Origin of the sequence: Kribbella sp. NPDC059898, from assembly GCF_042730855.1 — a bacterium.
GTDB lineage: Bacteria > Actinomycetota > Actinomycetes > Propionibacteriales > Kribbellaceae > Kribbella.
In genome coordinates this window covers 231,740-252,889 of record NZ_JBHWKR010000008.1, presented here as the reverse complement: position 1 = coordinate 252,889, position 21,150 = coordinate 231,740, and the positions used below count along the sequence as shown (strand labels likewise).

The 21,150-nt window shown below is 68.0% G+C and carries 29 protein-coding genes and 2 tRNA genes; 12 read left to right on the top strand and 19 right to left on the bottom strand.

The window, feature by feature from the left end:
* Positions 1-38: 38 nt before the first annotated feature.
* Both ACFV9C_RS25565 and ACFV9C_RS25560 read left to right on the top strand, forming a co-directional pair.
* Complete coding sequence (locus ACFV9C_RS25565) at positions 39-1,553, top strand: amidohydrolase family protein (RefSeq protein WP_380197412.1); 1,515 nt, start codon at positions 39-41, stop codon at positions 1,551-1,553.
* 79 nt (positions 1,554-1,632) lie between these two features.
* Positions 1,633-2,583 carry a hypothetical protein gene (locus ACFV9C_RS25560; protein WP_380197410.1) on the top strand — a complete coding sequence of 317 codons (951 nt, stop codon included), beginning with the start codon at positions 1,633-1,635 and terminating at the stop codon, positions 2,581-2,583.
* Positions 2,584-2,625: 42 nt separating this feature from the next.
* Here the strand turns inward: ACFV9C_RS25560 and ACFV9C_RS25555 are convergent, their stop codons facing one another.
* Complete coding sequence (locus tag ACFV9C_RS25555) at positions 2,626-6,336, bottom strand: S8 family serine peptidase (RefSeq protein WP_380197408.1); 3,711 nt, start codon at positions 6,334-6,336, stop codon at positions 2,626-2,628.
* A 166-nt stretch (positions 6,337-6,502) separates the two neighbouring features.
* Between ACFV9C_RS25555 and ACFV9C_RS25550 the strand changes: the two genes are divergently transcribed.
* The 7 genes from ACFV9C_RS25550 to ACFV9C_RS25520 all read left to right on the top strand — a co-directional run bounded on the left by ACFV9C_RS25550 (position 6,503) and on the right by ACFV9C_RS25520 (position 10,445).
* Positions 6,503-6,814 (top strand): ArsR/SmtB family transcription factor, encoded by a 312-nt coding sequence (locus ACFV9C_RS25550; protein WP_380197405.1) that lies wholly within the window; start codon positions 6,503-6,505, stop codon positions 6,812-6,814.
* A complete protein-coding gene (locus ACFV9C_RS25545; protein ID WP_380197403.1) occupies positions 6,811-7,323 on the top strand; it encodes an SRPBCC family protein in 513 nt (170 codons plus the stop codon). Before ACFV9C_RS25550 ends, ACFV9C_RS25545 begins: the two co-directional genes overlap by 4 nt.
* A gap of 85 nt (positions 7,324-7,408) precedes the next feature.
* Positions 7,409-8,293 (top strand): RNA polymerase sigma factor RpoD/SigA, encoded by an 885-nt coding sequence (locus ACFV9C_RS25540; protein WP_380197400.1) that lies wholly within the window; start codon positions 7,409-7,411, stop codon positions 8,291-8,293.
* Positions 8,294-8,326: 33 nt separating this feature from the next.
* Positions 8,327-8,866, top strand: coding sequence for a hypothetical protein (locus tag ACFV9C_RS25535; protein WP_380197398.1), 540 nt, complete (start codon positions 8,327-8,329; stop codon positions 8,864-8,866).
* Between the two features lie 92 nt (positions 8,867-8,958).
* Positions 8,959-9,031, top strand: a tRNA-Asn gene (locus ACFV9C_RS25530).
* A gap of 85 nt (positions 9,032-9,116) precedes the next feature.
* On the top strand, positions 9,117-9,680 hold the full coding sequence (locus tag ACFV9C_RS25525) for a DUF4232 domain-containing protein (protein ID WP_380197396.1): 564 nt from the start codon (positions 9,117-9,119) through the stop codon (positions 9,678-9,680).
* A 162-nt stretch (positions 9,681-9,842) separates the two neighbouring features.
* On the top strand, positions 9,843-10,445 hold the full coding sequence (locus tag ACFV9C_RS25520) for a hypothetical protein (RefSeq protein ID WP_380197394.1): 603 nt from the start codon (positions 9,843-9,845) through the stop codon (positions 10,443-10,445).
* A gap of 100 nt (positions 10,446-10,545) precedes the next feature.
* Here the strand turns inward: ACFV9C_RS25520 and ACFV9C_RS25515 are convergent, their stop codons facing one another.
* Both ACFV9C_RS25515 and ACFV9C_RS25510 read right to left on the bottom strand, forming a co-directional pair.
* Positions 10,546-10,683, bottom strand: coding sequence for a hypothetical protein (locus ACFV9C_RS25515; RefSeq protein WP_167214696.1), 138 nt, complete (start codon positions 10,681-10,683; stop codon positions 10,546-10,548).
* 115 nt (positions 10,684-10,798) lie between these two features.
* Complete coding sequence (locus ACFV9C_RS25510) at positions 10,799-11,209, bottom strand: hypothetical protein (protein WP_380197392.1); 411 nt, start codon at positions 11,207-11,209, stop codon at positions 10,799-10,801.
* 833 nt (positions 11,210-12,042) lie between these two features.
* Here ACFV9C_RS25510 and ACFV9C_RS25505 point away from each other — a divergent pair.
* Positions 12,043-12,116 (top strand) — tRNA-Ile (locus ACFV9C_RS25505).
* Positions 12,117-12,139: 23 nt separating this feature from the next.
* Complete coding sequence (locus ACFV9C_RS25500) at positions 12,140-12,394, top strand: hypothetical protein (protein ID WP_380197389.1); 255 nt, start codon at positions 12,140-12,142, stop codon at positions 12,392-12,394.
* Between the two features lie 364 nt (positions 12,395-12,758).
* Here the strand turns inward: ACFV9C_RS25500 and ACFV9C_RS25495 are convergent, their stop codons facing one another.
* The 4 genes from ACFV9C_RS25495 to ACFV9C_RS25480 all read right to left on the bottom strand — a co-directional run bounded on the left by ACFV9C_RS25495 (position 12,759) and on the right by ACFV9C_RS25480 (position 14,806).
* Positions 12,759-13,178: an Imm1 family immunity protein gene (locus tag ACFV9C_RS25495; RefSeq protein WP_380197388.1), complete on the bottom strand. Its 420-nt coding sequence runs from the start codon at positions 13,176-13,178 to the stop codon at positions 12,759-12,761.
* A complete protein-coding gene (locus ACFV9C_RS25490) occupies positions 13,165-13,929 on the bottom strand; it encodes a DddA-like double-stranded DNA deaminase toxin (protein WP_380197385.1) in 765 nt (254 codons plus the stop codon). The genes ACFV9C_RS25495 and ACFV9C_RS25490 overlap by 14 nt, the downstream gene beginning before the upstream one ends.
* A gap of 5 nt (positions 13,930-13,934) precedes the next feature.
* Positions 13,935-14,195, bottom strand: a complete 261-nt coding sequence (locus tag ACFV9C_RS25485; protein ID WP_380197383.1) for a hypothetical protein — start codon at positions 14,193-14,195, stop codon at positions 13,935-13,937.
* 416 nt (positions 14,196-14,611) lie between these two features.
* On the bottom strand, positions 14,612-14,806 hold the full coding sequence (locus ACFV9C_RS25480; RefSeq protein WP_380197382.1) for a hypothetical protein: 195 nt from the start codon (positions 14,804-14,806) through the stop codon (positions 14,612-14,614).
* A 72-nt stretch (positions 14,807-14,878) separates the two neighbouring features.
* Between ACFV9C_RS25480 and ACFV9C_RS25475 the strand changes: the two genes are divergently transcribed.
* Entirely contained in the window at positions 14,879-16,075 is a 1,197-nt protein-coding gene (locus ACFV9C_RS25475) for a helix-turn-helix domain-containing protein (protein WP_380197380.1), read from the top strand.
* 80 nt (positions 16,076-16,155) lie between these two features.
* On the opposite strand, the gene ACFV9C_RS25470 is transcribed toward ACFV9C_RS25475, so the two are convergent.
* From ACFV9C_RS25470 to ACFV9C_RS25415, 12 genes are all read right to left on the bottom strand, one after another.
* Complete coding sequence (locus tag ACFV9C_RS25470; RefSeq protein ID WP_380197378.1) at positions 16,156-16,515, bottom strand: hypothetical protein; 360 nt, start codon at positions 16,513-16,515, stop codon at positions 16,156-16,158.
* A 64-nt stretch (positions 16,516-16,579) separates the two neighbouring features.
* The gene (locus tag ACFV9C_RS25465) at positions 16,580-16,912 is read right to left on the bottom strand and encodes a DUF2958 domain-containing protein (RefSeq protein WP_380197377.1); all 333 of its coding nucleotides are present in this window, start codon (positions 16,910-16,912) and stop codon (positions 16,580-16,582) included.
* Complete coding sequence (locus tag ACFV9C_RS25460) at positions 16,909-17,076, bottom strand: hypothetical protein (protein ID WP_380197375.1); 168 nt, start codon at positions 17,074-17,076, stop codon at positions 16,909-16,911. The genes ACFV9C_RS25465 and ACFV9C_RS25460 overlap by 4 nt, the downstream gene beginning before the upstream one ends.
* A 31-nt stretch (positions 17,077-17,107) precedes the next feature.
* Positions 17,108-17,494, bottom strand: coding sequence for a hypothetical protein (locus ACFV9C_RS25455; RefSeq protein ID WP_380197373.1), 387 nt, complete (start codon positions 17,492-17,494; stop codon positions 17,108-17,110).
* Positions 17,495-17,664: 170 nt separating this feature from the next.
* On the bottom strand, positions 17,665-18,660 hold the full coding sequence (locus tag ACFV9C_RS25450; RefSeq protein WP_380197371.1) for a hypothetical protein: 996 nt from the start codon (positions 18,658-18,660) through the stop codon (positions 17,665-17,667).
* A gap of 182 nt (positions 18,661-18,842) precedes the next feature.
* Positions 18,843-19,310 carry a hypothetical protein gene (locus tag ACFV9C_RS25445; RefSeq protein WP_380197370.1) on the bottom strand — a complete coding sequence of 156 codons (468 nt, stop codon included), beginning with the start codon at positions 19,308-19,310 and terminating at the stop codon, positions 18,843-18,845.
* Positions 19,307-19,459 carry a hypothetical protein gene (locus tag ACFV9C_RS25440; RefSeq protein ID WP_380197368.1) on the bottom strand — a complete coding sequence of 51 codons (153 nt, stop codon included), beginning with the start codon at positions 19,457-19,459 and terminating at the stop codon, positions 19,307-19,309. Before ACFV9C_RS25440 ends, ACFV9C_RS25445 begins: the two co-directional genes overlap by 4 nt.
* Positions 19,440-19,613 carry a hypothetical protein gene (locus tag ACFV9C_RS25435; protein ID WP_380197366.1) on the bottom strand — a complete coding sequence of 58 codons (174 nt, stop codon included), beginning with the start codon at positions 19,611-19,613 and terminating at the stop codon, positions 19,440-19,442. Before ACFV9C_RS25435 ends, ACFV9C_RS25440 begins: the two co-directional genes overlap by 20 nt.
* A complete protein-coding gene (locus ACFV9C_RS25430) occupies positions 19,613-19,867 on the bottom strand; it encodes a hypothetical protein (protein WP_380197363.1) in 255 nt (84 codons plus the stop codon). The genes ACFV9C_RS25435 and ACFV9C_RS25430 overlap by 1 nt, the downstream gene beginning before the upstream one ends.
* Before the next feature lie 2 nt (positions 19,868-19,869).
* The gene (locus ACFV9C_RS25425) at positions 19,870-20,082 is read right to left on the bottom strand and encodes a hypothetical protein (protein ID WP_380197361.1); all 213 of its coding nucleotides are present in this window, start codon (positions 20,080-20,082) and stop codon (positions 19,870-19,872) included.
* Positions 20,079-20,801, bottom strand: a complete 723-nt coding sequence (locus tag ACFV9C_RS25420) for a M15 family metallopeptidase (RefSeq protein WP_380197359.1) — start codon at positions 20,799-20,801, stop codon at positions 20,079-20,081. The genes ACFV9C_RS25425 and ACFV9C_RS25420 overlap by 4 nt, the downstream gene beginning before the upstream one ends.
* 115 nt (positions 20,802-20,916) lie before the next feature.
* Positions 20,917-21,150, bottom strand: a complete 234-nt coding sequence (locus ACFV9C_RS25415; RefSeq protein WP_380197357.1) for a hypothetical protein — start codon at positions 21,148-21,150, stop codon at positions 20,917-20,919.

Here is a 21,150-nt window from a genome sequence, read left to right as displayed (position 1 = left end):
AAAGGTAGCTTGGGAACGGGGTTGTGGGAGGGGGAAACATGTTCGTGCTGCGCGGAACCGTGGTGACCATGCGCCCGGGTGGGGAGGTCGTCGCCGGCGGCGAGGTGTACGTCGGTGACGACGGGCTGATCGCGGCCGTGGCGCCGCTGGATCCGGTGCCGGACGGGTTCGGGAGCGCGCCGCGGATCGCGGCCGGCGGACTCGTCCTGCCCGGCTTGATCGATCTGCACAACCACTTGATGTACAACAGCCTGCCGCTGTGGACGGAGCCGTCGCGGAAGGTGCCGTGGACGTCGCACAACCAGTGGGGCGGCGCACCGACGTACAGTGCACGCATCAGTCAGCCCGCGCGACTGCTCGGCGCCGCGGCGGGGCGGGCCCTGCTCCGGTACGTCGAGACCCGCGCGATCGTCGGCGGTACGACGTCCATCCAGGGGAACCCGCGCGGCGCCGTACCCCCGGACGACGACCTGGTGCGGAACGTCGACTCCGAGAAGCTCGGCACCCACGACGACTTCATCCGGGTCAGCACACTCGTTGCCGACAGCAAGGAAGCGCTGACGCCGTACGCGACCGCGGTGGCGGCCGGCCGCGGGTTCATCGCGCACTCGGCGGAGGGCTCGGACCCGAAGCTGCGGTCGGAGTTCCGGCTGCTGGAGGACGTCGGCGTGGTCAAGCCGCAGCTGGTCGCGATCCACGGTACGGCGCTGAACGCGGACGACTTCGCCGCGCTGAAGACCGGGAACTCCAGCATGGTCTGGTCGCCGTTCTCCAACCTCTGGCTGTACGGCGCGACCGCGGACGTACGGACCGCGCACGCGGCCGGGGTGCGGTTGTGCCTCGGCTCGGACTGGGGTCCGTCGGGGACGCGGAACGTGTTGTGGGAGTTGAAGGTCGCCGACCTGTGGAACCGGACCGAGGCGGTCTTCACCGACGAGGACCTGGTCCGGATGCTGACGTCGAACCCCGGCGACGCACTGACCGAGGTCTGGCCCCGCCCGGTCGGCCGGCTCGAACCCGGCGCCCTCGCCGACCTGATCGTCGTACGCCGCCGGGCTGCCGACCCGTACCGCAGCCTGATCGCCTCCACCGAGGCCGACATCCGGCTGGTCGTGATCGGCGGCCGGGCCCGCTATGGGCTGCCCGCATTGATGAAGAGGCTGGCACCCGCGGCGACCCCGATCCGCGTGGGGCAGCTGTCGCGGATGATCGACTACGGAGATCCGGCGGTCACCTGGCAGACCGTCGTCGCGGACCTCGAGCAGGTCCGCAGCGACCCCAACACCGCCGCCACCCGGGCTGCCGGCAAGCTCACCGCCCTCGCCGCTGCGGACGGCATCGCCGCGCTCGCCGATTCGTTCGTCCTGTTGCCGGACATGCCCGCACCGGAGCTCGACAAGCCCCTCGGACGCCGCGGGGCGGCCGACTCGGCGCCGGATCCGGTCGCGGTCCCGCCGCTCGAACCGCTGACCACAGGTCCGACCTGGTTCGACGCGGTCGACGCGAATCCGTTCCATCACGGGCTGCTCAGCGGCCTGCGCGCCTATACATGAGACAAGACATCGGATCTCTGGCCGATTCAGGGTAGCGTCCCGCCATTGTCCTTCGTGTGCGCAGAGGGTGGGGTCGAGGATGCTGCAGGGGCTGGGCGTGGGTGAGCAGGACGAATGTGTCTACGTGGAGCTCTTGCGCCGCCGGCGCGCGACGGCGGACGAGCTGAGTACCGCCGTGCAGTTGCCGGTCGAGGCGGTCACGGGGGCACTGGCACGGCTCGCCGGGCTCGGACTCGCCACCGGCGACAAGGCCGGCCTGCACAACGCCGTACCACCGGACGTCGGGCTCGGGACACTCGTCGTACAGCAGCAGACGACGCTGCAGCAGGCGCAGCGGCGGCTGGCCGAGCTGACCGACGTGTACCGCACCGGCGCGGCGTCGGCGATGAGCGAGGTGGAGGCGCTGACCACGCCGGAGGAGCTGGCGACCTGGGTCGACAACATCGAGCGCGGCGCGAAACAGGAACTGCTCGCGTTCTTCAAGCCGCCGTACGTCCTGGACGGCGATCTCGAGGTGACGACCGACGTGCCGTCGTACCGGTTCGTGTACGAACGCTCGGCGCTGGAGGACCCGCGGACACCGGCCGAGATCGCGCGGTTCCTGGCCGGCGGGTACCAGATCCGGCTCGTCAACGAACTGCCGAGCAAGATGATCGTGATGGACCGGCAGATCGTGCTGCTGCCGATGCTGCCGGACCAGACCGGCATCGATCCGGGCTTCCTGCTGGTCCGCGGCCAGTCGCTGGTGCGGCTGCTGGTCGACCTGTTCGAGCGGGTCTGGCAGGTGGCGACACCGTTGCAGCTGAGCGCGACCAGCCTGGTCGAGGGCGGTCCGGCCTGGGACGACTTCGACATCAAGCTGCTCACCTATCTGCTGTCCGGGATGCCGGACAAGTCGGCCGCGGCGCGGCTCGGGACCAGCGAACGGACGGTGCAGCGCCGGATCAAACGGCTGATGGAACTGTCCGGCACCGACAGCCGGATGCAGCTGGCCTGGTACGCCGCCCGCTCCGGGCTGATCGCGCCGTGAGAGTGGCCCCGCCTCTCGCTCGAGGCGGGGCCACTCGGCGGGTCAGCGCACCCGGTACGCGCGGGTCACGGTCTGCTCGACGGCGGTCCCGTCGACGTCCGTGGCCTGCACCTTCAGCGTGACGAACCCGGCGGTCCGCGGGTTCTGCAGAACGGCGGTGGCGCCGGCGTCACCGGTCCGCCGTACCTGGACCTGCTGCCAGGTCGCGCCGTCGTCGTACGACGCCGACACCTTGACGTCCTTCAGGTGCGGCGCGGCAAGGCCGGCCGGGTTCCGGAATCCCAGGCCGAGGGTCGTGGTCCGCCCGGCCCGCACACTGTTGTCGAGGGCAACGTTCAGGTCGTAGTCGATCGACATCACCGGCAACGCGCCACGCTCGGTGTACTCCGACCGGAACGTCCACGCGCTGGCCACCTTGGTCGAGGTCGTCCACCACGGCAGGTCCCGCGACACCTCGGTCACCAGCTTGTACGTCGCCGGCTCGGGGACCATCGGGAAGTTGACCGACATCCACGGCGCCGACCCGACCAGCTGACCGTCGCGGTAGACCGTGAGCTTCTTGGTCTCCAGGAGGCTGAGCGGCGTGCCCCACTGGCCGGTCTCCATCGCGAGCAGCGGGGCGATGTCCACACTGCCGAGGTCGCCCAGCCGAAGCGTCCCGTACGGGTGGTACTCCGTGATCGCGGACCGGACGACCGCCTTGTTCCAGGCACGGTCGGTGACCTGCCCGGGCTTCAGAACGACCGGGTAGGTCTGGATGATCCCGGGCAGCAGCTCCCAGACCGGAGCAGCCGCCACGGTCTCGAACGTCCGCACTCCGGCGCTCACGTACTCCGTCAGCGTCCGCGGCATCGTCGTACGCACGAGGGTCGAGACCAGGAACGTCTGCTTGTCCGAGATCACCGCCCGCGAGAAGCCGCCCTCGGTCGCCGGGGTCGAGGCGTAGAAGCGGTCGTTGACCGTTGCCAGCTCCCGCGAGTCGGCCCGGTACTGCTGGTTCGCCGAGATGCCGTCCTGCGTCTTCAGAACCTCGTAGCTGTACGACGGCATCGCCTTGCCCTGGAACAGCAGCTTGACGTTGCCCTGCGAGGCAAGCGTCGCCAGCTTCGCGCCCTGCTCACCCGACAGCGTGAGCGCCGGAATCGCGGTCTCCTTCTGCGTGTAGATCGCAGTCCCCCACTCGCCCGGTACGTCGCTGTAGATGACGACCGCACCGGCGCCGGCAGCGGCCGCGTTCGCGACGACCTGGCTGGTGCCGACGTCGTCACTGCGCTTGACGAGTGCGAGGTTGCCGCGGACCGCCGCGGTGAAGTCCTCCGGGCGGCCCGTGCCCGCGTTCACCGGGCGGAACAGCCGGGTGCCGACGATCTTGCTCGAGCCGGTCCAGCCGCCGACGTACTCCGGTGCGATCGGGAACGCGCCCTTGCCGACCAGCTGGGCCGCCAGGATCGGCTCGGTCGCCGAGAAGTGCAGGCGGTGCTCCAGCAGTTCCTTCTTACCGGTCGACGGGATCGCGAACAGCTTGGTGTATCCCGCCACGTCTGACTGCAGCTCGTACCGCAGCGGGTTGTTGTCACTGGCGAACGACATGCTCATCCGGGCCTGGTCGACCTGGCTCGGCTTCGGCGTCCGCAGGCCGACCTGGTGCGCCTGGCTGCCGTCGAACGTCAGCGACTTGTCGGCGTCCAGCACGACCCCAGACTCGGCGCCGTACACGACCTGCCGGGTCTGACCCCAGTCGTTCGTGAACCGGTAGGTGCCGGACTCGAAACCGTACTCCCCCTTCGGGAGGTTCAGCGTCAGCGTGCCCGCCGTGCCTTCGAAGTAGTACATGTCGGCGGGCCGCGCGGTCTGCAGGTCGAAGACGAAGATCATGCCGTACGCGTGGTCGCTGACGGGCTGACCGTGGTCCTTCACGTCGATCGTCACGTTGAACCGCTGGACGTCCTGCTCGAAACCGACGGCCGTGGTGACGACAGTCGCGCCGTCCGCGGACGTGCCGACCACGTGCTCGCCGTACGTGCCGGTGGCCATCGTGCCGCCGGTCAGCGTCACCGGTACGTCGGCCGTGCCGTGCGCCGGGATCGTGACGGAGCTCGCGCCGAGCTGGATCGTGCCGGCCGGAACCGCCGTACCCGCAGACTTCTGGGTGAGTTCGAGCGTCACCGACTGGTCGCCGCGGTTGGTGTAGGTGAGCTGCTTGACGACCGGGTCGGTCGCACCGAACGGACGCATCCCGAAGTCGACGACGCCCGACGCGGCCACAGTCTGACGGAACGCGCGGCTGACGTCGACGCGGCCGGCGCCCTGCGCGTACACGGACGTGTCGGCGGTGGTCTTCGCCGTACTGATCAGCTGGTCCTTCAGCTGGGCCGGCGTCCAGTCCGGGTGCTCCTCGGCCAGGATCGCGGCCGCTCCGGCGACGTGCGGGGTCGCCATCGACGTACCGCTCGCCGAGGTGTAGTTGGCGTCCACCGGGTGGCCCATGCTGGTCCCGGCCGCGCGGGCCGCGACGATCTCCGAACCGGGCGCGGTGATCTCCGGCTTCAGCGAACCGCCGACCGCCGGGCCGCGGCTGGAGAAGTAGGTGATCGCGTCGGTGCTGTCCACCGCCCCGACGGTCAGCGCCGAGTCGGCGTCACCGGGCGAGCCGACGGTCGAGGCGTCCGGACCGGAGTTGCCGGCCGCGATCGTGAACAGTACGCCGGTCTGCGCGGTCAGCGAGTCGACCGCCTCGACCAGCGGGTCCTCCTCCTTCGGCCCCGCCGTACCGCCGAGGCTCATCGAGACGACCTTGGCGCCGGAGTGCGCGGCCCAGTCCATGCCCGCGACAATGTCGGACGCGGCGCCCTCGCCCTCGTTGGAGAGGACCTTGCCGATCACGAGTTCGGCGCCCGGGGCGACACCCTTGTACTTGCCGCCGGACGCCGCGCCGCTGCCGGCGATCGTGGACGCGACGTGCGTGCCGTGACCGTGGCCGTCCTGGACGGTCTGCCCGGCGACGAAGCTCTGGCTCTCGACGACCTTGCCGGCGAGGTCCGGGTGGTTCAGGTCGACGCCGGTGTCGAGGATCGCGACCTTGACGCCGGTGCCGTCGTACCCGGCCTGCCATGCGTCCGGCGCGCCGATCTGGGGCACGCTCTTGTCCAGCAGCGCGTGCATCTTGCGGTCCAGCCACACGTGGTCGACGCCGCCGGACAGCTGCGGCTTCGCCGTCCTGCCGACGTTGTCGTCGATCGAGTTCCAGAACGTCGCGGTGCTCGCCTTGTCGGCGGTGACCGCGGCGCCGCGGACGCTCGGCAGGCCGCGCTTCAGCTTGGTGCTCGCGGGCGGGGCGGCCTTCGCGAACGACCGGCCGGCGTACCTGACGATCATCGGGATCAGGCTGGTGTGCGCGTCGTCGTACCCCTGGGCGATCAGCCCGGAGACGTTGAACAGCTGCTGGTCGAGCTTGCCGGAAGCGATCAGCGGCCCCGCCTCCTGCGGGATCACGTACACATCCTTGCCGACCGAGTAGCTGGTGAAGCTGCCCGTCGACCCGGCGTGCGGGGTCACCGTCACCGCTGGGGTTCCGGCCACCGTCGTCATCGTGACGACGTCGCCGGTCACCAGCGTGACCTTGGTCGACGACTGCTGGGACGGCGCCTTGGTCACTCCGACCGCGGGCGTCGGCGACTCGGCGTTCGCGGTTCCCGGCACCACGAGGGTGGCGGTGAGCGCAAGACCGAGCAGCATCGATCTTCTGGTTGCCATGGGGCTGGCCCTCCTTCGAACCGGATTCGATTCCGGTGGCCGAAAGCCTCACCGAGACGGACGTGTGCCGCTACGGATCGTCCTGGCGATCACCTGACATGTCGGGTAGCCGCCTGCCGCATATATAACTTGCAATGTATATATGCCTTCTGTAATACTTCTGCGCATGGACGTCTTCGAGGCGATCGCCGAACCGAGCCGGCGGGAGGTGCTCGACCTGCTCGCGGAGCGCGAGCGACCGGCCGGCGAACTGGTCGCGCACCTGCACCGGCTGACCCAGCCGGCCGTGTCCCGGCACCTGCGGATCCTCCGCGAGGTCGGGCTGGTCGAGGTCCGGCCGGAGGGGCAGAAGCGGATCTACACGCTGCGCGCCGACCGGCTGATCGAGATCGAGAACTGGATCAGCACCTACCGCAGGTACTGGCCGCGGCACCTGGACGCCCTCGAATCCCATCTGAGCGAGGAGACTTCGACATGATCACACCTGACCAGCTGGGCGAACTGACGATCGACGGCGATCGCGCCGTGATGACGTTCCGCCGCCATCTCCCGCACCCGGTCGAGCAGGTCTGGGCCGCGCTCACCGATCCGCTGGAACGCGCCGCCTGGTTCGGCGAGACCGTGATGGACGGGCGGGCCGGCGGGAGCATCGAGATGCTGCCGACCGATCCCCCGGCGGCGCCGGACGCCAAGCGGCTGACCGGCCGGATCCTGGTCTGGGATCCGCCGCACGTGCTGGAGCACGAGTGGAAGCAGCGGATCGTCGACGACGGCGTCGTACGGTACGAACTCCGCCCGGACGGCGACGGCACGCTGCTCGTCTTCACCCACACCGGCCTGTCCGAGCAGAACGCCCGCGGCTTCGTTCCCGGGACGCACGCCTTCTTCGACCGCCTCGACGCCCATCTCGCCGGCAGCGCGCTGCCGGACTGGTCCGACCGGTACGCCGAGCTCGCGCCGTCCTACCCGTCCTGGGACCGAGAGTAGTTATCCACATACTTGAAGTCACCGGTTCTGGGCGGCCGGAATCAGGCACTCTCTTGGGCAAGGAGATTTTCGGGGAGAGGGACTGATGGCTGATCTCGACTGCGATCCGGCGGACGTGACCGCGCTGGTGGCGTACCTGCGTGACATCGGCCGGCACGAGTTACTGACGTTGGAGGAGGTGAACGAGCACTCGTACTGGATCGAGGCCGGGCTGCTCGCTGGTGAGCGGCTGCGCGGCGATCCGTCGCGGGCCGACGCGGCCGAGCTGCGGCAGGTGGTCGCGCACGGGCAGGTGTCCTGGCAGCGGATGGTCGAGGGCAATCTGCGGCTGGTCGTGTCGCTCGCGCGACGGTACGGCGGGAAGGGCATCTCGCTGCTGGATTTGATCCAGGAGGGCAACATCGGGCTGATGCGGGCGGTCGAGCGGTTCGACCACCGGCTCGGGAACCGGTTCTCGACGTACGCGATCTGGTGGATCCGGCAGGCGATCGGGCGGGCGATCTCGGACCGGTCCCGGCTGGTGCGGATGCCGGCACAGGCGTACGCCGACGCGTCCCGGGTCAGCTCGGCGCGTCAGGACCTCACGCAGCAACTGGGGCACGATCCGAGTACGCCGGAACTGGCGCGGGCGACCGGGCTGAGCATCGCGCGGATCGAGCGGGCGCAGGAGTGGCGGACGCAGCCGGAGACGCTCGACCTGGACGAGTCCGACCCGGTGCTCGAAGACGACCCGATCGTGCTCCAAGCCGCGCTCCGCCGGGACCTCGCATACCACCTGGAGTTCCTGGACGACCCGCACCGGGAGGTCCTGCAGCACCGGTACGGGCTGCGCGGACACATCCCGTCGACGCCCGAGGAGACCGCCGTACAACTCGAGCTGGATCCGGCGAAGGTGCGCGCGCTGGAGCGCGAGGCGTTGCGGCAGCTACGGCGCCGGGCACTGCCACAGCTCCGGGAGTACGTCGCCTGAGACCTGGCTTGGAGGTGCTGGGATGATGTGAGCGTGAGACTTTTGCGTACCGCCTGGCCGCGCGAGTTGGGGGCCGCCGTGTCGGCTGCCGCTCGGGACTCGACCGGACGCAAGGAAGACGTGCTCGCGGCCGTGCAACTGGCGAACGGTCGTTGGGTGGCCGGGACACGGGCGGCCGTGTACCTGCCGTCGGACACCGCGGACGCGGACCGCCGGGTCGGCTGGGAGCGGATCGAGCGCGCGAACTGGGACGCCGAGGCGTCGGTGCTGCACGTCTACGAGACCACCGACTTCGGGACGCCGCTGCGCGCCACCGAGCTGAAGGTCGAGGACCCCGGGCGGTTCGGGCAGCTACTCCGCGAGCGGGTCGACGCGAGCATCGTCGTGCAGCGTCACGTGCCGCTGTCCGGCAAACGCGGAGTGCGCATCGTCGGGCGGCGCAACCCGTCCGGCGCCGACGCGGACGTGACCTGGAACATCGTTCTGGACAAGGGATTGGAGCCGACCGAGCCGGGCGTCGTGGAGGCGGCCGAGGCGGCGCTCCGGGAGGTCCGGGACGAGTTCGGCGTCTGACCCGGCAGGGACCCGAATCCCGTTTTTGTAGTTCGCCGGTGGCCTGCTAACCTACTCAGGTCCTCGGGGTTCGAGGAGCGGAAGCACCACGATCCCGCCTAGCTCAATTGGCAGAGCAGCCGGCTGTTAACCGGCAGGTTACTGGTTCGAGTCCAGTGGCGGGAGCAAGTTCGTCAGCCGGGTCCTGGTTTCACAGGAGCCCGGCTTTCTTCTTTCCGGCCCTTCTGTCCGGCTCGGGTAGGTTCGAGGCGTGAAACGGCTGGGGCGGGTGGGGCTGAGCGGGGTGCTGCTGCTGGCCGGATGCGGTACCGAGAGCCCGACCGGCGCGGCACCGGCGAGCCATCCGCCCGAAGTGCGTCGTACCGCGAGTCCGACACCTACTCCGCCACCGCCGGTTTGCCCGGCGTCGGGGGCGATGATCACCGTCGGGCCGGTCGACGCCGCATTGGGGCATCGGGCCGTCGCCGTGAAGCTGACGAACTGCCGCAAGGCACCGATCACCCTCGACGGCTACCCGACCGTTGGCGTCCTCAACGGCCGGCGTCAGCCGATGACGGTGACCGTTGCCCACGGCACCTCGTACATGGCGATCGACCCCGGACCGGCCCGGATCCGCCTGGACACAGGCGAAACGGCCCTCGCCGCCGTCGCCTGGTCGAACACCGTGGAAGTTGCCGAGGACAAGGCTTCCGGCAGCTACCTGGCGGTCGCACCTCGCCGCGGCGAACGGCAGGTCGTCTGGCCGGTCGACACCGACCTCGGCACCACCGCGCGGATCACCCTGACCGCGTGGTGCAGAAAATTACCGAACTAATTACGCTTCACCTATTGGCCTAGACCGCTGATCGGGCGTACTTTCCTCTGCAGATCCCGAGGGGGGCCTCGGGGACAGAGGGGAAACTCATGAATTTCAAGAAGATCCTGACCACCAAGGCCGGCCGCCTCGCGGGTAGCGGGCGTCGTCGCAGCAGCCGCCGTGGTCGGAGTATCGGTCGCCGCCAACGCCGCCGGCGGCACCGGCTGCAAAACACTCACGTACCCACTCTGCGCGCGGTCGGTCGCGTCGGCGCAGATCGTCGACAACTCGATCATCTCCAACGACCTGAGCCCACAACTCCGCGCCGCAGTCAACGCCCCGGACAAGTACGGCAAGGCGGGCGTCTCCGCTGAGATCAAGCCGACGATCATCAAGACCCTCGGCGGCAAGTACTTCGACGGGTTCACCCCCCTTGGCACCTTCAAGCTGCCGAAGGGCACCTGGCTCGTCAACACGTCGGTGACGTTCAACCGTGCGGCCGCGGGTGTGGCCGGCAGCATGCCGCAGGTCGGGCTCCGGATCGGACAGGACCCGAACGCATCCGGCGACGCCAAGTGGGGCATCGACGTCGGCACGGTCGGCGGAGTGGCGATCTCGCCCGCGAAGGGCCACGACCTGTTCGGGTCCACGGTGAAGGTCGTAACGGTGACCGGCGACACGACCGTCGGCGTATACGGGTTCGGCTACAACCAAGACCAGGGCAGCGCCGGCAGCGGGGAGATTACTGCGGCGGCGTCGATCGTCGCGGTGCAGGTTGGGTGACTTGTGCGCCTGGTCCGCGTGAGCTGATCGGGGCAGGTGACGAGAGGCCCTGGCCGCAGACGTGCGGGCAGGGCCTCTTCTTGCTTGGCGGGAGGAAGTGTTACTTCCCCTTCTTCCGGTCGATTGCCCGCTGGATGCGGTGCTGAGGCTGACCGAGGATCTTCGCCAGCAGCGGCACGCGGTACTTGTACGCCGCGATCGCGCCTACCACGATCACCAGGAAAATGAACCAGCCCATGGATGTTCCCTTCGTCCGGACCTGCCTCCATCATGCCCGGTCCGCGGTAACCAGCCCTCCGTCAAACCCCTGAGCCTCCCCTGGTTCTCACGGCGGGACCGCACAATGCAGGCCATCAGGCGAGGCGGAAGGACAGCAACGACGCCTGCGCCAGACGGCGCAGGCGGGGGAAGCTCGCCGCCGGGCTGGTGAAGGTGATCGTGTACTGCTTGGCTCCGGCGATGACGAACAACTGCAGATTCCCCAGCTCGAGACCCTCGCGCTCGAAGGTCCCGCCGACGAGGTAAGCGTCCCGGCCGTTCGCGATCGCCGGTTCGTCGACCACCAGCCGGTAGTGCGTGAAGATCCGCGGATACGCCTGCTTCGACTCCGCGACCGTCGACCGAAGGTCCTTCGCGGCTGGTGTGATCACCACATTGATGTTGTCGACGAACTTCGCGGCCGGATCAACGGCCGGTGCGAGAAACACCACCGACAACCCGCTCGCATGCCCGGCCGGATACTCCTTCCAGCCGGAAGGCGGCACGAACGAGTAACCATCAGCCGAAGTGAACGCCCCGGAGGGCGGCCTGGTCGACGCAGCAGACGCCGAGACCGTAGGGGACGCCGAGGAAACGTTAGGCGTGACAGACGCCTCAGTGTGCGCCTGATGAAACGTGCCGGTCGACGAACAACCAGCCAGAACGGCACTCAGAACGCCCGATGCGATCAGGACCCCAGCTCCACGCATACCAGAGTTATAGCCCCTCACCACCAGCCGAGCACAGGGTATATCTCCCGTACTGGCGTCGACCTCCCCCGAGCCGACCACACTCTCCGAATCCGCCGCCTGCGTAGTGAAGGCGATGGGGTACGCACGCCGTCCGCCGGCTGGTCCACGCGACCTCAACCGGCGTACCGATGAAGCCGCCGCCGACCGGCTGTTCTACCGCAAGCTCGCCGTACCGCGGCTGCTCCGATTGGACCGCCCGCTGTACGAGGACGCCGCCCGCACCGAGCACCTCGTCCAGGCGAGCGACCTCGACTGGCCGCTCCTCCGCCCACCACGACCTGGCGACGCCCTCGCCACCACCGACAACCGCAACCCGACCCCGTCCTCGTCGCCACCCCCTCACCAAAGTCCTCCGCAAGGAAGCCCTCCGCCCAGGCCCCTCCCCACACCCGATACGATCTCCCGCACACGGGGCGGTAGCTCAGCTGGTTAGAGCAGGGGACTCATAAACCCCCGGGACGACCGGCCGCAAACTGCCCCTGACCTGCCCAGACGTCAACGAGAGGACCGTCAGTAGCCCCTGTAATATCCCCTATCCCCCGCCGGGCATGTCCCCGCATAGGGGATAGACCACCCGGCAATCCCCGGGGGCGGTAGCTCAGCTGGTCAGAGCAGGCGACTCATAATCGCCCCGTCGTGGGTTCAAGTCCCACCCGCCCCACGCAGTACCGAGAGGAGCGAACGATGCGGAGATGGGCGTGCTCGGCGCAGTTCGAACTGACGGCCGGTGAGCTGAGCAACGAGGCGCACCTGTACCTGACCAAGAAGTCGCTGCGCCGGGCCCCGCACAAGCCGGGGCACTACGTGTTCACCCGGACCATCGATGCTGAGGGTGACGAACAGGCCGTGTTGGCGTTCCGGGGGGAGCTGCGGGCCACGCTGGGGCCGTACGGCGTGGGCTTCGAGGTGTACTCCCTGCAGATCACTGAGGTCCGCTGACCCCGGGTCACCGTAGGACGCGCAGGAGGGCTCCTCATTGACGAGAGGGGCCCTCCTGCGCGTCTCCGCTGGTGTCAGTTAGATCCGGTTGAGGCATCCCCTTGCAACCCGGGCGAGGGAAGCCGCGTCAAGCGCTGCACGATGCCGGCTGTGTGCCCGCTCTTGTATCCTCCGTTGAGACGTCTGAACTTCGGGTCGTCCCAGTAGATGTAGACCCACATCGGACCTCCAAATCTGAAGGTGCCCGCGCCGTACTCGAAGTGATGCACTCGGTCGCCCGGCTTGAGGTCCGCCCAGGTGAGTTTCTCCACCGGTGGACGATCTCCGGGAGGGGCTAGGTCGTCCGGGTTGGGCTGGTCAGCGTTCACGCCACCGTCCACTCCACCCCGGTCGGGCGATGCCCACCGTTCGCCAGGAAGTTCTTTACCGCGTCACGGAGCGCGTCGATCGAGATCTCAGAGGCGTGGGGAAACTCGCGGTCGCTTCCCATGTAGTAGTAGACGACCTCGTCGTGGCGGCTCGGCTGACCGGCGGAGAAGTACGTCCCTCCGTCACCCATGAACCGCAGCCCCCCGACCTTGTCCTCGGCGTTGACGGCGATCAGCAGCTCATGATCCGGCACGCCCGCATCGTTCAGCCGACCCTCTACGTACAGGGCTGCTACCGAGTTCTCGTACGGCTCCGCTAGTAGCGCGTCGATCAGCGCGTCCAGCTCAGTGGCCGTCTCGATGCGCAGAGGTGTGTCTCCGTGCTCATCGCGGTAGTACGCCTTAATCGTCACCATCTGCCTCTGCTTCCCCTTCGTACGTGTACTCAAAATCTGGAGCGTAGACCGTCAACCTGCTCCCTGGAGCAAGGAACCGTTTGAGCAGGGTGTGGCAGCTCAGCTCGCCTTTACATGGTTTCTGGTTCAAGACGATGCGCGCGTTCGTGATGCCCTCGCGGCGCATGCGCATCGCAAACTTCAGTTCGACGTCTGCTGCCGTGGACAGCAGGTATGGCGGGGTGACGAGCCCCAGCCTCTCCGCGTGCCGTTGAGCAGCTTGGTAATCCTCTTCGTGCTGACCACTGACCAGCGGGTGATTCCGCCCGCTGTCGTCGTGCCAGGTGCCACGGGTCTTGACCCTACGTCCGGGACCAACGTCGCGCTTGGGGAGCTGTTTCAACAGCTCTCCCGGATCGAAGCCGTCGTCTGATCCCTGGCCTCGCGGATCAGGAACGCGAGCCGTTCCGCCGCCAGGGGTCGGCTTGGGGCCATCTGCGGTACGAGCTCCGCTCACCATCTGCTCAGCCCAGCCTCTTGCCTTTGGCGGTGCCATGGCGGCGTAGTTCGCCGCCTCGTCGCACGCACGAGCAGCCGCATCCAGCAACATCGCAGCGTTCCCGGCCCCCGGGTTGGCGCTGCCCATGCCCGCGATCATCGCCGCGTTCTCCCGACACTTGGCCGCCAGGCGGTGAAGATAATCCACCATGGCCGGGATCCGGTCGAGACAGTCGACCAGATCCTGTGCGACGCGCTGGAGCTCGGACGGCATCTGGATCAGATCTGGTTGGCGTAGTTCGCGCAGCCGGCAGCAGCCATCTCCAGTGCCTGGACTGCCTGGCCGACCGACTTGCTGGCCGCGTCCAGGATCTGTGCAATGTCGCGGTCCACGCCGGTTGCCGACCCGGCGATCAGCGCCTGCACCTGCGCGGTGCTCTGACCGAACCGTTGCTGGAAGCCGGTCAGTCCACCGGCAGCCTGCTTGGCCTCGGTCGAGACTTGGTGCAGTTGTTCCTTCAGTCGCTGGATGTCGGACATGGCTTGGTCCTCACTGAGTGTTCGAGTTGGGGCGGTTGGAACAGCAGGCGGGCGCAGGTGTCAGGGAACCGGTACGCCCGCCTACTGGTCTTGATGGAGCCCTCAGCCTCGGGAAACCAAGGGCTCCGGCTTGGTGACGGGACCAGCACGGCACGGCGATCAATCCGAGCCTGGAGGAGGCGGTGCCGGTCCCGTCCGACCGAAGAGGAGCCGATCGTGGGGGTTGGGCTGACGCGCGTATGGCGGGGGCACCTCGTCAACGCTCACCCGCTCGCAATGCAACCGGCGGCCGGTCAGTCCCCGGATGCGCAGTCGGATCACGTTCGCGTACTGCTCAGCCAGTCCGGTCGGTGCGATGCGCTCCTCAATGAGGTACTCACCGAGCCAAAGCTGAACCCGCCACTGCTCCTCCTGACTCATGAGCCGCTCGGCACCACCGGGTCAACGGGCCCCGTGATCTCGTCGCCCGCCAGGTCACGCGTACCGCGGAGGAATGCCTCGAAGGCCCAGCGATGCTCGGGCGGACAGCGCTCCGCATACTCCACGATCTCCTCCTCAGACAGCGCCTCTGCCGTCCGAAGCGCCAGATCCCTCGTCGCTCTTAGCGTCATGACCGGAACGCTAAGCGACCACGGACCGAGAAAGTTTCCTAAGTTGAAACCATGGCCTGTACCGTTATCTGCATGGACAATGACCTGGCAAATCTCGGGCAAGAGATTCGCCGCCTACGCAAGTGGCGAAACATGACCTTGGACGCCCTCGCGGGCCAGGCCGGGATCACGAAGGGCTACCTGTCCAAGATCGAGAACGGCAACGTCAACCTCGAACGCCGCAAGACAATCAAGGCGATTGCCGACGCGCTCCGGGTCAGCATGGCCGATCTCACCGGCGATCACTTCATCGCCGACCGGGCGAACACCGAGGCGCATGCGGCTGTCCCAGACATTCGACTCGCCCTGATCTCCACCTCTCTTGAGTTGCCGTCCGGGGCGTCGAAGCGAACCATCGATGAGCTGAGTCTGGAGACCCAACGCCTGGCCGAGGCACGCATCAACTGTCAGGACGCGCTAGTCGGCCACGGCCTGCCTCCCCTTCTGCTCGACCTACACGCAACCGCTACGGGGGGCGGCAACGACCGCCTCCCCGCGCTCCAATCGCTAGTTCAGGCCACCAACTCAACAGCCCATTTCCTCAAGAACCTCGGCGCCGTCGATCTGGCCTGGGTCGCAGCGGAGCGGGGTCACCAGGCCGCCCAGATCCTCGAAGATCCGGTGTACCTTGCCGCCGCCGACTACGCCCGCGCACAGGCGCTCATCGGCCTTGGCGCATACGACCGTGCCGACGCGGTGGCCAGGAACGCCATCTCACTACTGACGCCGGACACCGTCACCGCGACGGAGGTCTACGGCATGAACGTTCTGGTCACTGCGTTCTGCTCCGAGATGGCAGGCGAGGACCCAGAGGCGGCCCTGCGGGAAGCCGAAGAGTCCGCCGAGCGGATCGTGCCAGACAATGCCTTCTGGCTGAACTTCTCCCGCGCCAACGTCAACCTGTGGCGGCTGGGCATCGCCCTAGAAGCTGGCGACCACGTGAAGGCCGCCGAGGTTGCCGCCGAAGTCCCGCTGGCCGACATCCCCAGCAAGACCCGCCGCCTGCGGTTCCTGATCGACCATGCTCGTGCGTTGCACGGTCTCCGTGGCCGCGACGACGAGGTGACCCATCTACTGACGAAGGCCGAGAAGATGGGCTCGACCCGAACCCGCCACAACATCTGGGCCCGCGAGATGGTCAGCGAGATTCTCATGCGTTCTCGTCGCGATGCCGGCGGCCGTGAACTCCGCGGGCTCGCGGACCGCATGGGCATGTTGTCGACTATCTGAAGACAAGCAAACCGGCCCCCGGTTCCCAGGGATGGGAGCCGGGGGCCGGTCGTGTCATCCGACGACTTGGACCGCGCTGGTCAGCCGCTGACCTTCTCCCAGGACGCGGCCTTGCACGCCCACATCACGTCGTCCACCGTCACCGTATCTCCTACGGACAGGCTGAAGTGCGCGGCCTGCTCGCCCCGGTAGCCGGTGGCGTAGATCGCCTCCTGGATTGCTTCCTCCGGCGTGCCGGGGTCCACGGCCGGTGCATTCGTGGCGATGAACACCAACTCTGCGACTTGGTGCCCGACCACGCTCACGGGCAGCTCTACGGTGATGGTCTCGGTGTGCTGCTTGGCGAACGGCTGGTAGCCGTCCATGAAGGCCACGTACCCGGCCTCCCGGTTGCTGATCGTCCAGCCGATGGTGATCGTCTGGCTCCTGCTCTTGCTCATGAGGTTCGCTCCTCTGGTTGGTGATGGCTCGTTGCACGGTGATTGGCCGGGCCGGTCGCCTACGTCAGCGCGTCCAGCCCTGCTTGCGGTCCAGCTCGGCTATGGCCTCGGTCAGGGTGACCCGCTGCCAGCCGATCTCGTAGTCCACCAGGAACACTCCCCGGACCCGGACTTGCTCCAGCTCGAACAGGAACAGGTAGCCCAGCTCGGCGCGGTCGCGGTCGCCCACGCAGGCCCAGCCGAATGCTCGGTCCTCCTCCGGGTCGTACTCGGTGATGAGCCAGTCGCAGTTGCCGATGAAGTAGTGGGCGTAGACGGTGGCCTCGTACCCCTTGCCGTCCTGGGCGTACAGGGGTGGGGTGTCCTTCGGTGGCCGGGGCATCTTGTAGTCACTCATCGCTCACCGTCCGGCGGTGTGGCGTGCCACAGCTCGTGGCGGTCGATGGTGGCCTGGGGGATGATCGCGGGCGCGTTCGGCTTGCTGCACTCGATGCAGATCACCAGGTCGGCCCGTTCCGGGTACGGCTGATACCGCCCCGGTGTTACCGGTGCGTCGTTCACGAGGTTCGCTCCTCTGATTCGTGCTGGTGTGTCAGCAGCCGTTGAAGGCTGCCTTGTAGGCGCGGTCGGCGGCCAGCTCGCCCTTGGCGACCTTGATCGGCTGGCCGAGCTGCGCCCATGCCTTGCCGTACGCGATCAGGTCGCCCCCGGTCTTGCAGGCGTGTCCAACGGCTGCCTCGGTGGTGTTGTCGTGGGTGCAGCCGTTGTAGTCCGCCGGGAGCACCTGCCCGGCGACCCACACGTCAGCGCAGGCGGGGACGGTCGGTGCCGAGCTGGCTGGCGGGGTGGTGCTTCCCGGGCCAGAACTGGCGGCGGTGGTCGGGGTGGTGGAGGGTCCGGCGTCGTTGGACTGTCCTCCGCACGCGGCCAGGGCCGGTACGGCGAGCAGGACCAGCAGGCCAGCCTTCAGAATGCTCATGGAAGTTCGCTCCTCTACGTTGTGAGTGGGTCACGGATTGTGGCCTGGACCATAGCGCAGGTAGTGACAGAAAGGGCCCCTCGCAGCAGCGAGGGGCCTCGTAGGTGCTGCGAGGTGCAGCGCGCCAGCCAGGGCCTCGTCGGCCCTGGCTGACACGCCACCTCTCGACGTCACTTCTTCGCGGGGGCTACCGCCTTTACTGGCGCGGTGGTGGACCGGAGCGCGGCCCACTTGTTCTTGATGCCATCCTTGCCGGGGTTGGCCTGGCGGTCGGTGTAGCCGTCCATGTAGGCCGCGCCAGCCTCGCCCGACTCGGCCTTCTTCTGGCCGGTGCCGTAGGTGGCGTTGTCCCACCCCGAGTTGTACTGCTTCTTGTAGGCGTCCAGCCCACCGTTCGAGACGATCCAGTCCTGCCGGGTCTTGTTGGCGGCCTCGGTCGGGATGGCGCGGACACCGGCCGCCTTCTTGGCCGGGGCGTCCTTCTTGGCCGGAGCAGCCTTCTCAGGCTTGGTCTCGGACTTGCTGGCCCAGAACTCGACGTCCGCGCCACCGATCCGCTTGGCGTTGTACTTGCGGACGGTCGGCTCCTTCTTCAGCTCAGCCGGGTTCGTGCCGTAGAACAGGAACACGTCCCCGTCCTTCAGGCCGTGGACCTCGGCGGTACCCCACGCGGGCCGGTCCGCGACCTTCTCGTACCCGGCCGCTTTCAGCGCCGCCTCGGCGGCCTGCATCGCGGTCCGGCGGGCTCGCTCCTCGGTCACCGCCTGGCCGACGGACTTGCCGAACACGTCCTTGGGGTTGGCGGGCACCTCCAGGTTCAAGCCGGGGATCTTGACCAGGCTCTCCGGGTTGGTGCTGTCGGCAACCAGCTTCAGCTTCGGCGCGGGGGGCTCGTCGGCCGGGCCCTCGCTGACCTCGATCTCCTTGCCCTCCTCCAGCTTGCGGGCCACGGCGTGCAGCGCCTGGTAGTCGCCGCCCTTGCGGCCGAACTGCGCAGCCAAGACCTCCTGGTAGGTACGGACCGCGCTGGCCGCCCGGCTCGCGTCGCCCGGGAAGGTGACCGTGGTCTTGGTGACCTCGGCTACCAGCTTGTTGTCGGTGACGCCCTTCGTCAGCGCGGCGGACTGGTGGTCGGTGAGCTTGGTGACCTTGGTGGTGGTGTTCATCTGAGGTTCGCTCCTCTGGTTCGGCCAGGCCCCCGTCGGGCCCCGCTCGACCTCGACGATAGGCAGGCCGTTCTGCTCCGTCTACCTCGAACTTGTTACCTCGGTAACATGGCGAATCTCCTTGTGGACAACGAGAAAATGCCCCCGGCCGAAGCCGGGGGTCATGTCGTGGAGACCTCTCCTTATCGCGAGGGGCTGGCCGTGCCGGGCCGCACCGGCGTCGGGCCGGGCGACGAGCAGTCCCGGTCGGCGTACACCGTCGCCAGGTAGGCCCGGAAGGTGCGCACCTGCCGGAGCTGTTCGGCCGTCAGCTGCTGGCCTTTAGTCGTCACGTCCAACACGTAGGTCCAGAGCTGGCGGGACACGCGCCGGGCTTCGTTGCTGGACTCGCAGGTGACCTTGGCGGCCTGCGCGTTGCGCTCCGACAGGCTGTTGGCCTCCTCGGCGCGCTGGCTGGCGCGTCGCGCATCACTCGCCACGAAGGCCAGGACGACGCCCAGAGCGACCACGAGCGCCAGCGTGGCCACGATGCCGGCTACGGCGTGCTTCACTCGTCGTTGGCTCGCGGCTAGGTTGTCCACGGACGTGGACAGTTGGTCAACTGCCCGCGCCAACGCGTCGGCCTGGTCGGCAAGCTCCGGATCGGTCACGACGCTCCTTCCTGGCGCGACTGCTCGGTTGCCGCGCGCAACTTCTCCGTGAACGCCCGCAGGTTCGCCACGGTCTGATCCAGCGTGATCATCAGGTCAGCGGTGTCGGTGATGAGCTGCCGTGGCAGTTCAGGAACGCGGTCCGTCATGGGACGCCTCCCCCGGCGGGACGACCGCGCGTAGCTGTTCGATGTAGGAGTCCAGCTTTCCCACGGCCTCAAGCAAGTCCTCGCGCAGGTACTGACTGCTCACCAGCAGCTCCTTGGCCCGCGCAACGTCCTCCTTGGTCGGGGTGTCCGGCATCAGCGGTCCCTCCGTCGTTGCTGCTCGTGCAGGGCCTCCGAGATCGCCCGTGTGGCCTCGTGCAGGATCGGGAGCGCCTTCTCCTGGATGACTGCGTTGAGCCTCTGGACCTCTTGCTCCATGCGGTCGGCCCGCTCGCGTTCTCGCTCGTACGCCTCGGTGGTGCGGGCGAACAGCACGCGGATGATGATCCCGGAGAACACCACCATCACCCCGAGTGCGCCGTACTGCGCCAGGATCGGGGTGGTGTCCATCGCTACTCCGTTTCGGCCGGCATCTCCCCATCGGAGGTGGCGGTCTTGCTCGTCGGCGTGACCTGGCTGCGGGTCACCAGCGCCAGAACCGCAGCGGAGACGGCCAGGATCGCGCCGGTCTGCTCCGCGGAGAGACCGAAGCCGAAGCTGACTGCCAGGGCCACGATCGCCTGCACGACCCCCAGGACCAGTGCAGGTTCCCGCTTGAAGATCACTTCGCCTTCAGGGCTGTCGCAATGTCCTTGAGCGCTGCGGTCTGCGCCTTCGACTCGTTGAGCACGGCCTGCTGCCACGCCCGGTCTTGAGCGCGTGCGGCACCTACCGAGCCCTTGGCGCTCCATAGGCGCGCCATGTAGTCCTCAAGCTCCTGGATGGTCATGTCGTCGTCCTCCTTGGTCGGCGTCTTGGTGTCTGAGGTGATGCCGGTGACAGGGGTGAGCAGCCTCTCTGCCCGCGCCAGGTCGGCCAGTACGTCCGCCGGACGGCGCACGTACTCGAAATGCATGGAATCGGGGCGGTTGGCATACCGGCCGCCCCAGTAGAAGCCGCACGCCTCCCAGGCGTGCACGACGCCCGGCGGGATCGTGCTGACGAACGTGGACCCCATGGGGTTGTCCTCAGAGTTCAGATCCACCGCCAGGCCCCACGAGTGGTTCGACGCGGTGCGAGTGCCACGGATCGGGCGGTTCGCGAATCCCCAGCAGGCGTCCGGCTTCAGCATGTAGCCGAGCCGCACCGTCAAGTTCAGGAGCACCTGCACGAGCGGCCCTACCTCGCGGCGTACCCGTACCTTCACACCGCCCCCCGTGACGGTGAGCATCTTGGACTCCTGGGCGTTCGGCCACCCCAGGCCCCAGCCCCGGTCGGCTGCGTTGTTGCGGCTGGCTCCGGCCAGCGGGTTCGAGCCGTACGCGGCCCGGCCGTACGTCGCCATCACTTCCTCCGTTTCGGTCGGCGGTGCGTGCCTCGTGCCAGCCGTCCCAGCAGGTAGCCGAGCGCCAGCCAGCCGAGGGAGTTGAGCAGGTACAGCACTAGGCCCAGCCAGGGACTCACGGCGCTGCGCGTCCCAAGATCACGAGCACCCCGGCGTTTGTCTGCGCGACCAGCACCGTGTGCCCCACGGCCGGGGTATAGCTCGCCAGGTAGCTGACGCCGGACACCGAGCCACCGGCCAGGTTGATCGTGGCCGAGCTTGAGGTGAAGCCCTCCACCTTCGCGGTCCGCAGACGGACCGCGTTGGGGACGGGGGCGATGAGCTGGTACAGCGCATCAAGAGCACGCAT

What these genes read in the sequence shown, in the direction of transcription:
- ACFV9C_RS25555 (WP_380197408.1), bottom strand. Translation starts at nt 6,336, where the DNA reads ATGGCAACCAGAAGATCGATGCTGCTCGGTCTTGCGCTCACCGCCACC.
- ACFV9C_RS25545 (WP_380197403.1), top strand. Translation starts at nt 6,811, where the DNA reads ATGATCACACCTGACCAGCTGGGCGAACTGACGATCGACGGCGATCGC.
- ACFV9C_RS25540 (WP_380197400.1), top strand. Translation starts at nt 7,409, where the DNA reads ATGGCTGATCTCGACTGCGATCCGGCGGACGTGACCGCGCTGGTGGCG.
- ACFV9C_RS25550 (WP_380197405.1), top strand. Translation starts at nt 6,503, where the DNA reads ATGGACGTCTTCGAGGCGATCGCCGAACCGAGCCGGCGGGAGGTGCTC.
- ACFV9C_RS25450 (WP_380197371.1), bottom strand. Translation starts at nt 18,660, where the DNA reads ATGAACACCACCACCAAGGTCACCAAGCTCACCGACCACCAGTCCGCC.
- ACFV9C_RS25480 (WP_380197382.1), bottom strand. Translation starts at nt 14,806, where the DNA reads ATGACGCTAAGAGCGACGAGGGATCTGGCGCTTCGGACGGCAGAGGCG.
- ACFV9C_RS25560 (WP_380197410.1), top strand. Translation starts at nt 1,633, where the DNA reads ATGCTGCAGGGGCTGGGCGTGGGTGAGCAGGACGAATGTGTCTACGTG.
- ACFV9C_RS25565 (WP_380197412.1), top strand. Translation starts at nt 39, where the DNA reads ATGTTCGTGCTGCGCGGAACCGTGGTGACCATGCGCCCGGGTGGGGAG.
- ACFV9C_RS25465 (WP_380197377.1), bottom strand. Translation starts at nt 16,912, where the DNA reads ATGAGTGACTACAAGATGCCCCGGCCACCGAAGGACACCCCACCCCTG.
- ACFV9C_RS25495 (WP_380197388.1), bottom strand. Translation starts at nt 13,178, where the DNA reads ATGGTGACGATTAAGGCGTACTACCGCGATGAGCACGGAGACACACCT.
- ACFV9C_RS25430 (WP_380197363.1), bottom strand. Translation starts at nt 19,867, where the DNA reads ATGGACACCACCCCGATCCTGGCGCAGTACGGCGCACTCGGGGTGATG.
- ACFV9C_RS25435 (WP_380197366.1), bottom strand. Translation starts at nt 19,613, where the DNA reads ATGCCGGACACCCCGACCAAGGAGGACGTTGCGCGGGCCAAGGAGCTG.
- ACFV9C_RS25440 (WP_380197368.1), bottom strand. Translation starts at nt 19,459, where the DNA reads ATGACGGACCGCGTTCCTGAACTGCCACGGCAGCTCATCACCGACACC.
- ACFV9C_RS25485 (WP_380197383.1), bottom strand. Translation starts at nt 14,195, where the DNA reads ATGTCCGACATCCAGCGACTGAAGGAACAACTGCACCAAGTCTCGACC.
- ACFV9C_RS25500 (WP_380197389.1), top strand. Translation starts at nt 12,140, where the DNA reads ATGCGGAGATGGGCGTGCTCGGCGCAGTTCGAACTGACGGCCGGTGAG.
- ACFV9C_RS25475 (WP_380197380.1), top strand. Translation starts at nt 14,879, where the DNA reads ATGGACAATGACCTGGCAAATCTCGGGCAAGAGATTCGCCGCCTACGC.
- ACFV9C_RS25490 (WP_380197385.1), bottom strand. Translation starts at nt 13,929, where the DNA reads ATGCCGTCCGAGCTCCAGCGCGTCGCACAGGATCTGGTCGACTGTCTC.
- ACFV9C_RS25415 (WP_380197357.1), bottom strand. Translation starts at nt 21,150, where the DNA reads ATGCGTGCTCTTGATGCGCTGTACCAGCTCATCGCCCCCGTCCCCAAC.
- ACFV9C_RS25515 (WP_167214696.1), bottom strand. Translation starts at nt 10,683, where the DNA reads ATGGGCTGGTTCATTTTCCTGGTGATCGTGGTAGGCGCGATCGCGGCG.
- ACFV9C_RS25420 (WP_380197359.1), bottom strand. Translation starts at nt 20,801, where the DNA reads ATGGCGACGTACGGCCGGGCCGCGTACGGCTCGAACCCGCTGGCCGGA.
- ACFV9C_RS25470 (WP_380197378.1), bottom strand. Translation starts at nt 16,515, where the DNA reads ATGAGCAAGAGCAGGAGCCAGACGATCACCATCGGCTGGACGATCAGC.
- ACFV9C_RS25455 (WP_380197373.1), bottom strand. Translation starts at nt 17,494, where the DNA reads ATGAGCATTCTGAAGGCTGGCCTGCTGGTCCTGCTCGCCGTACCGGCC.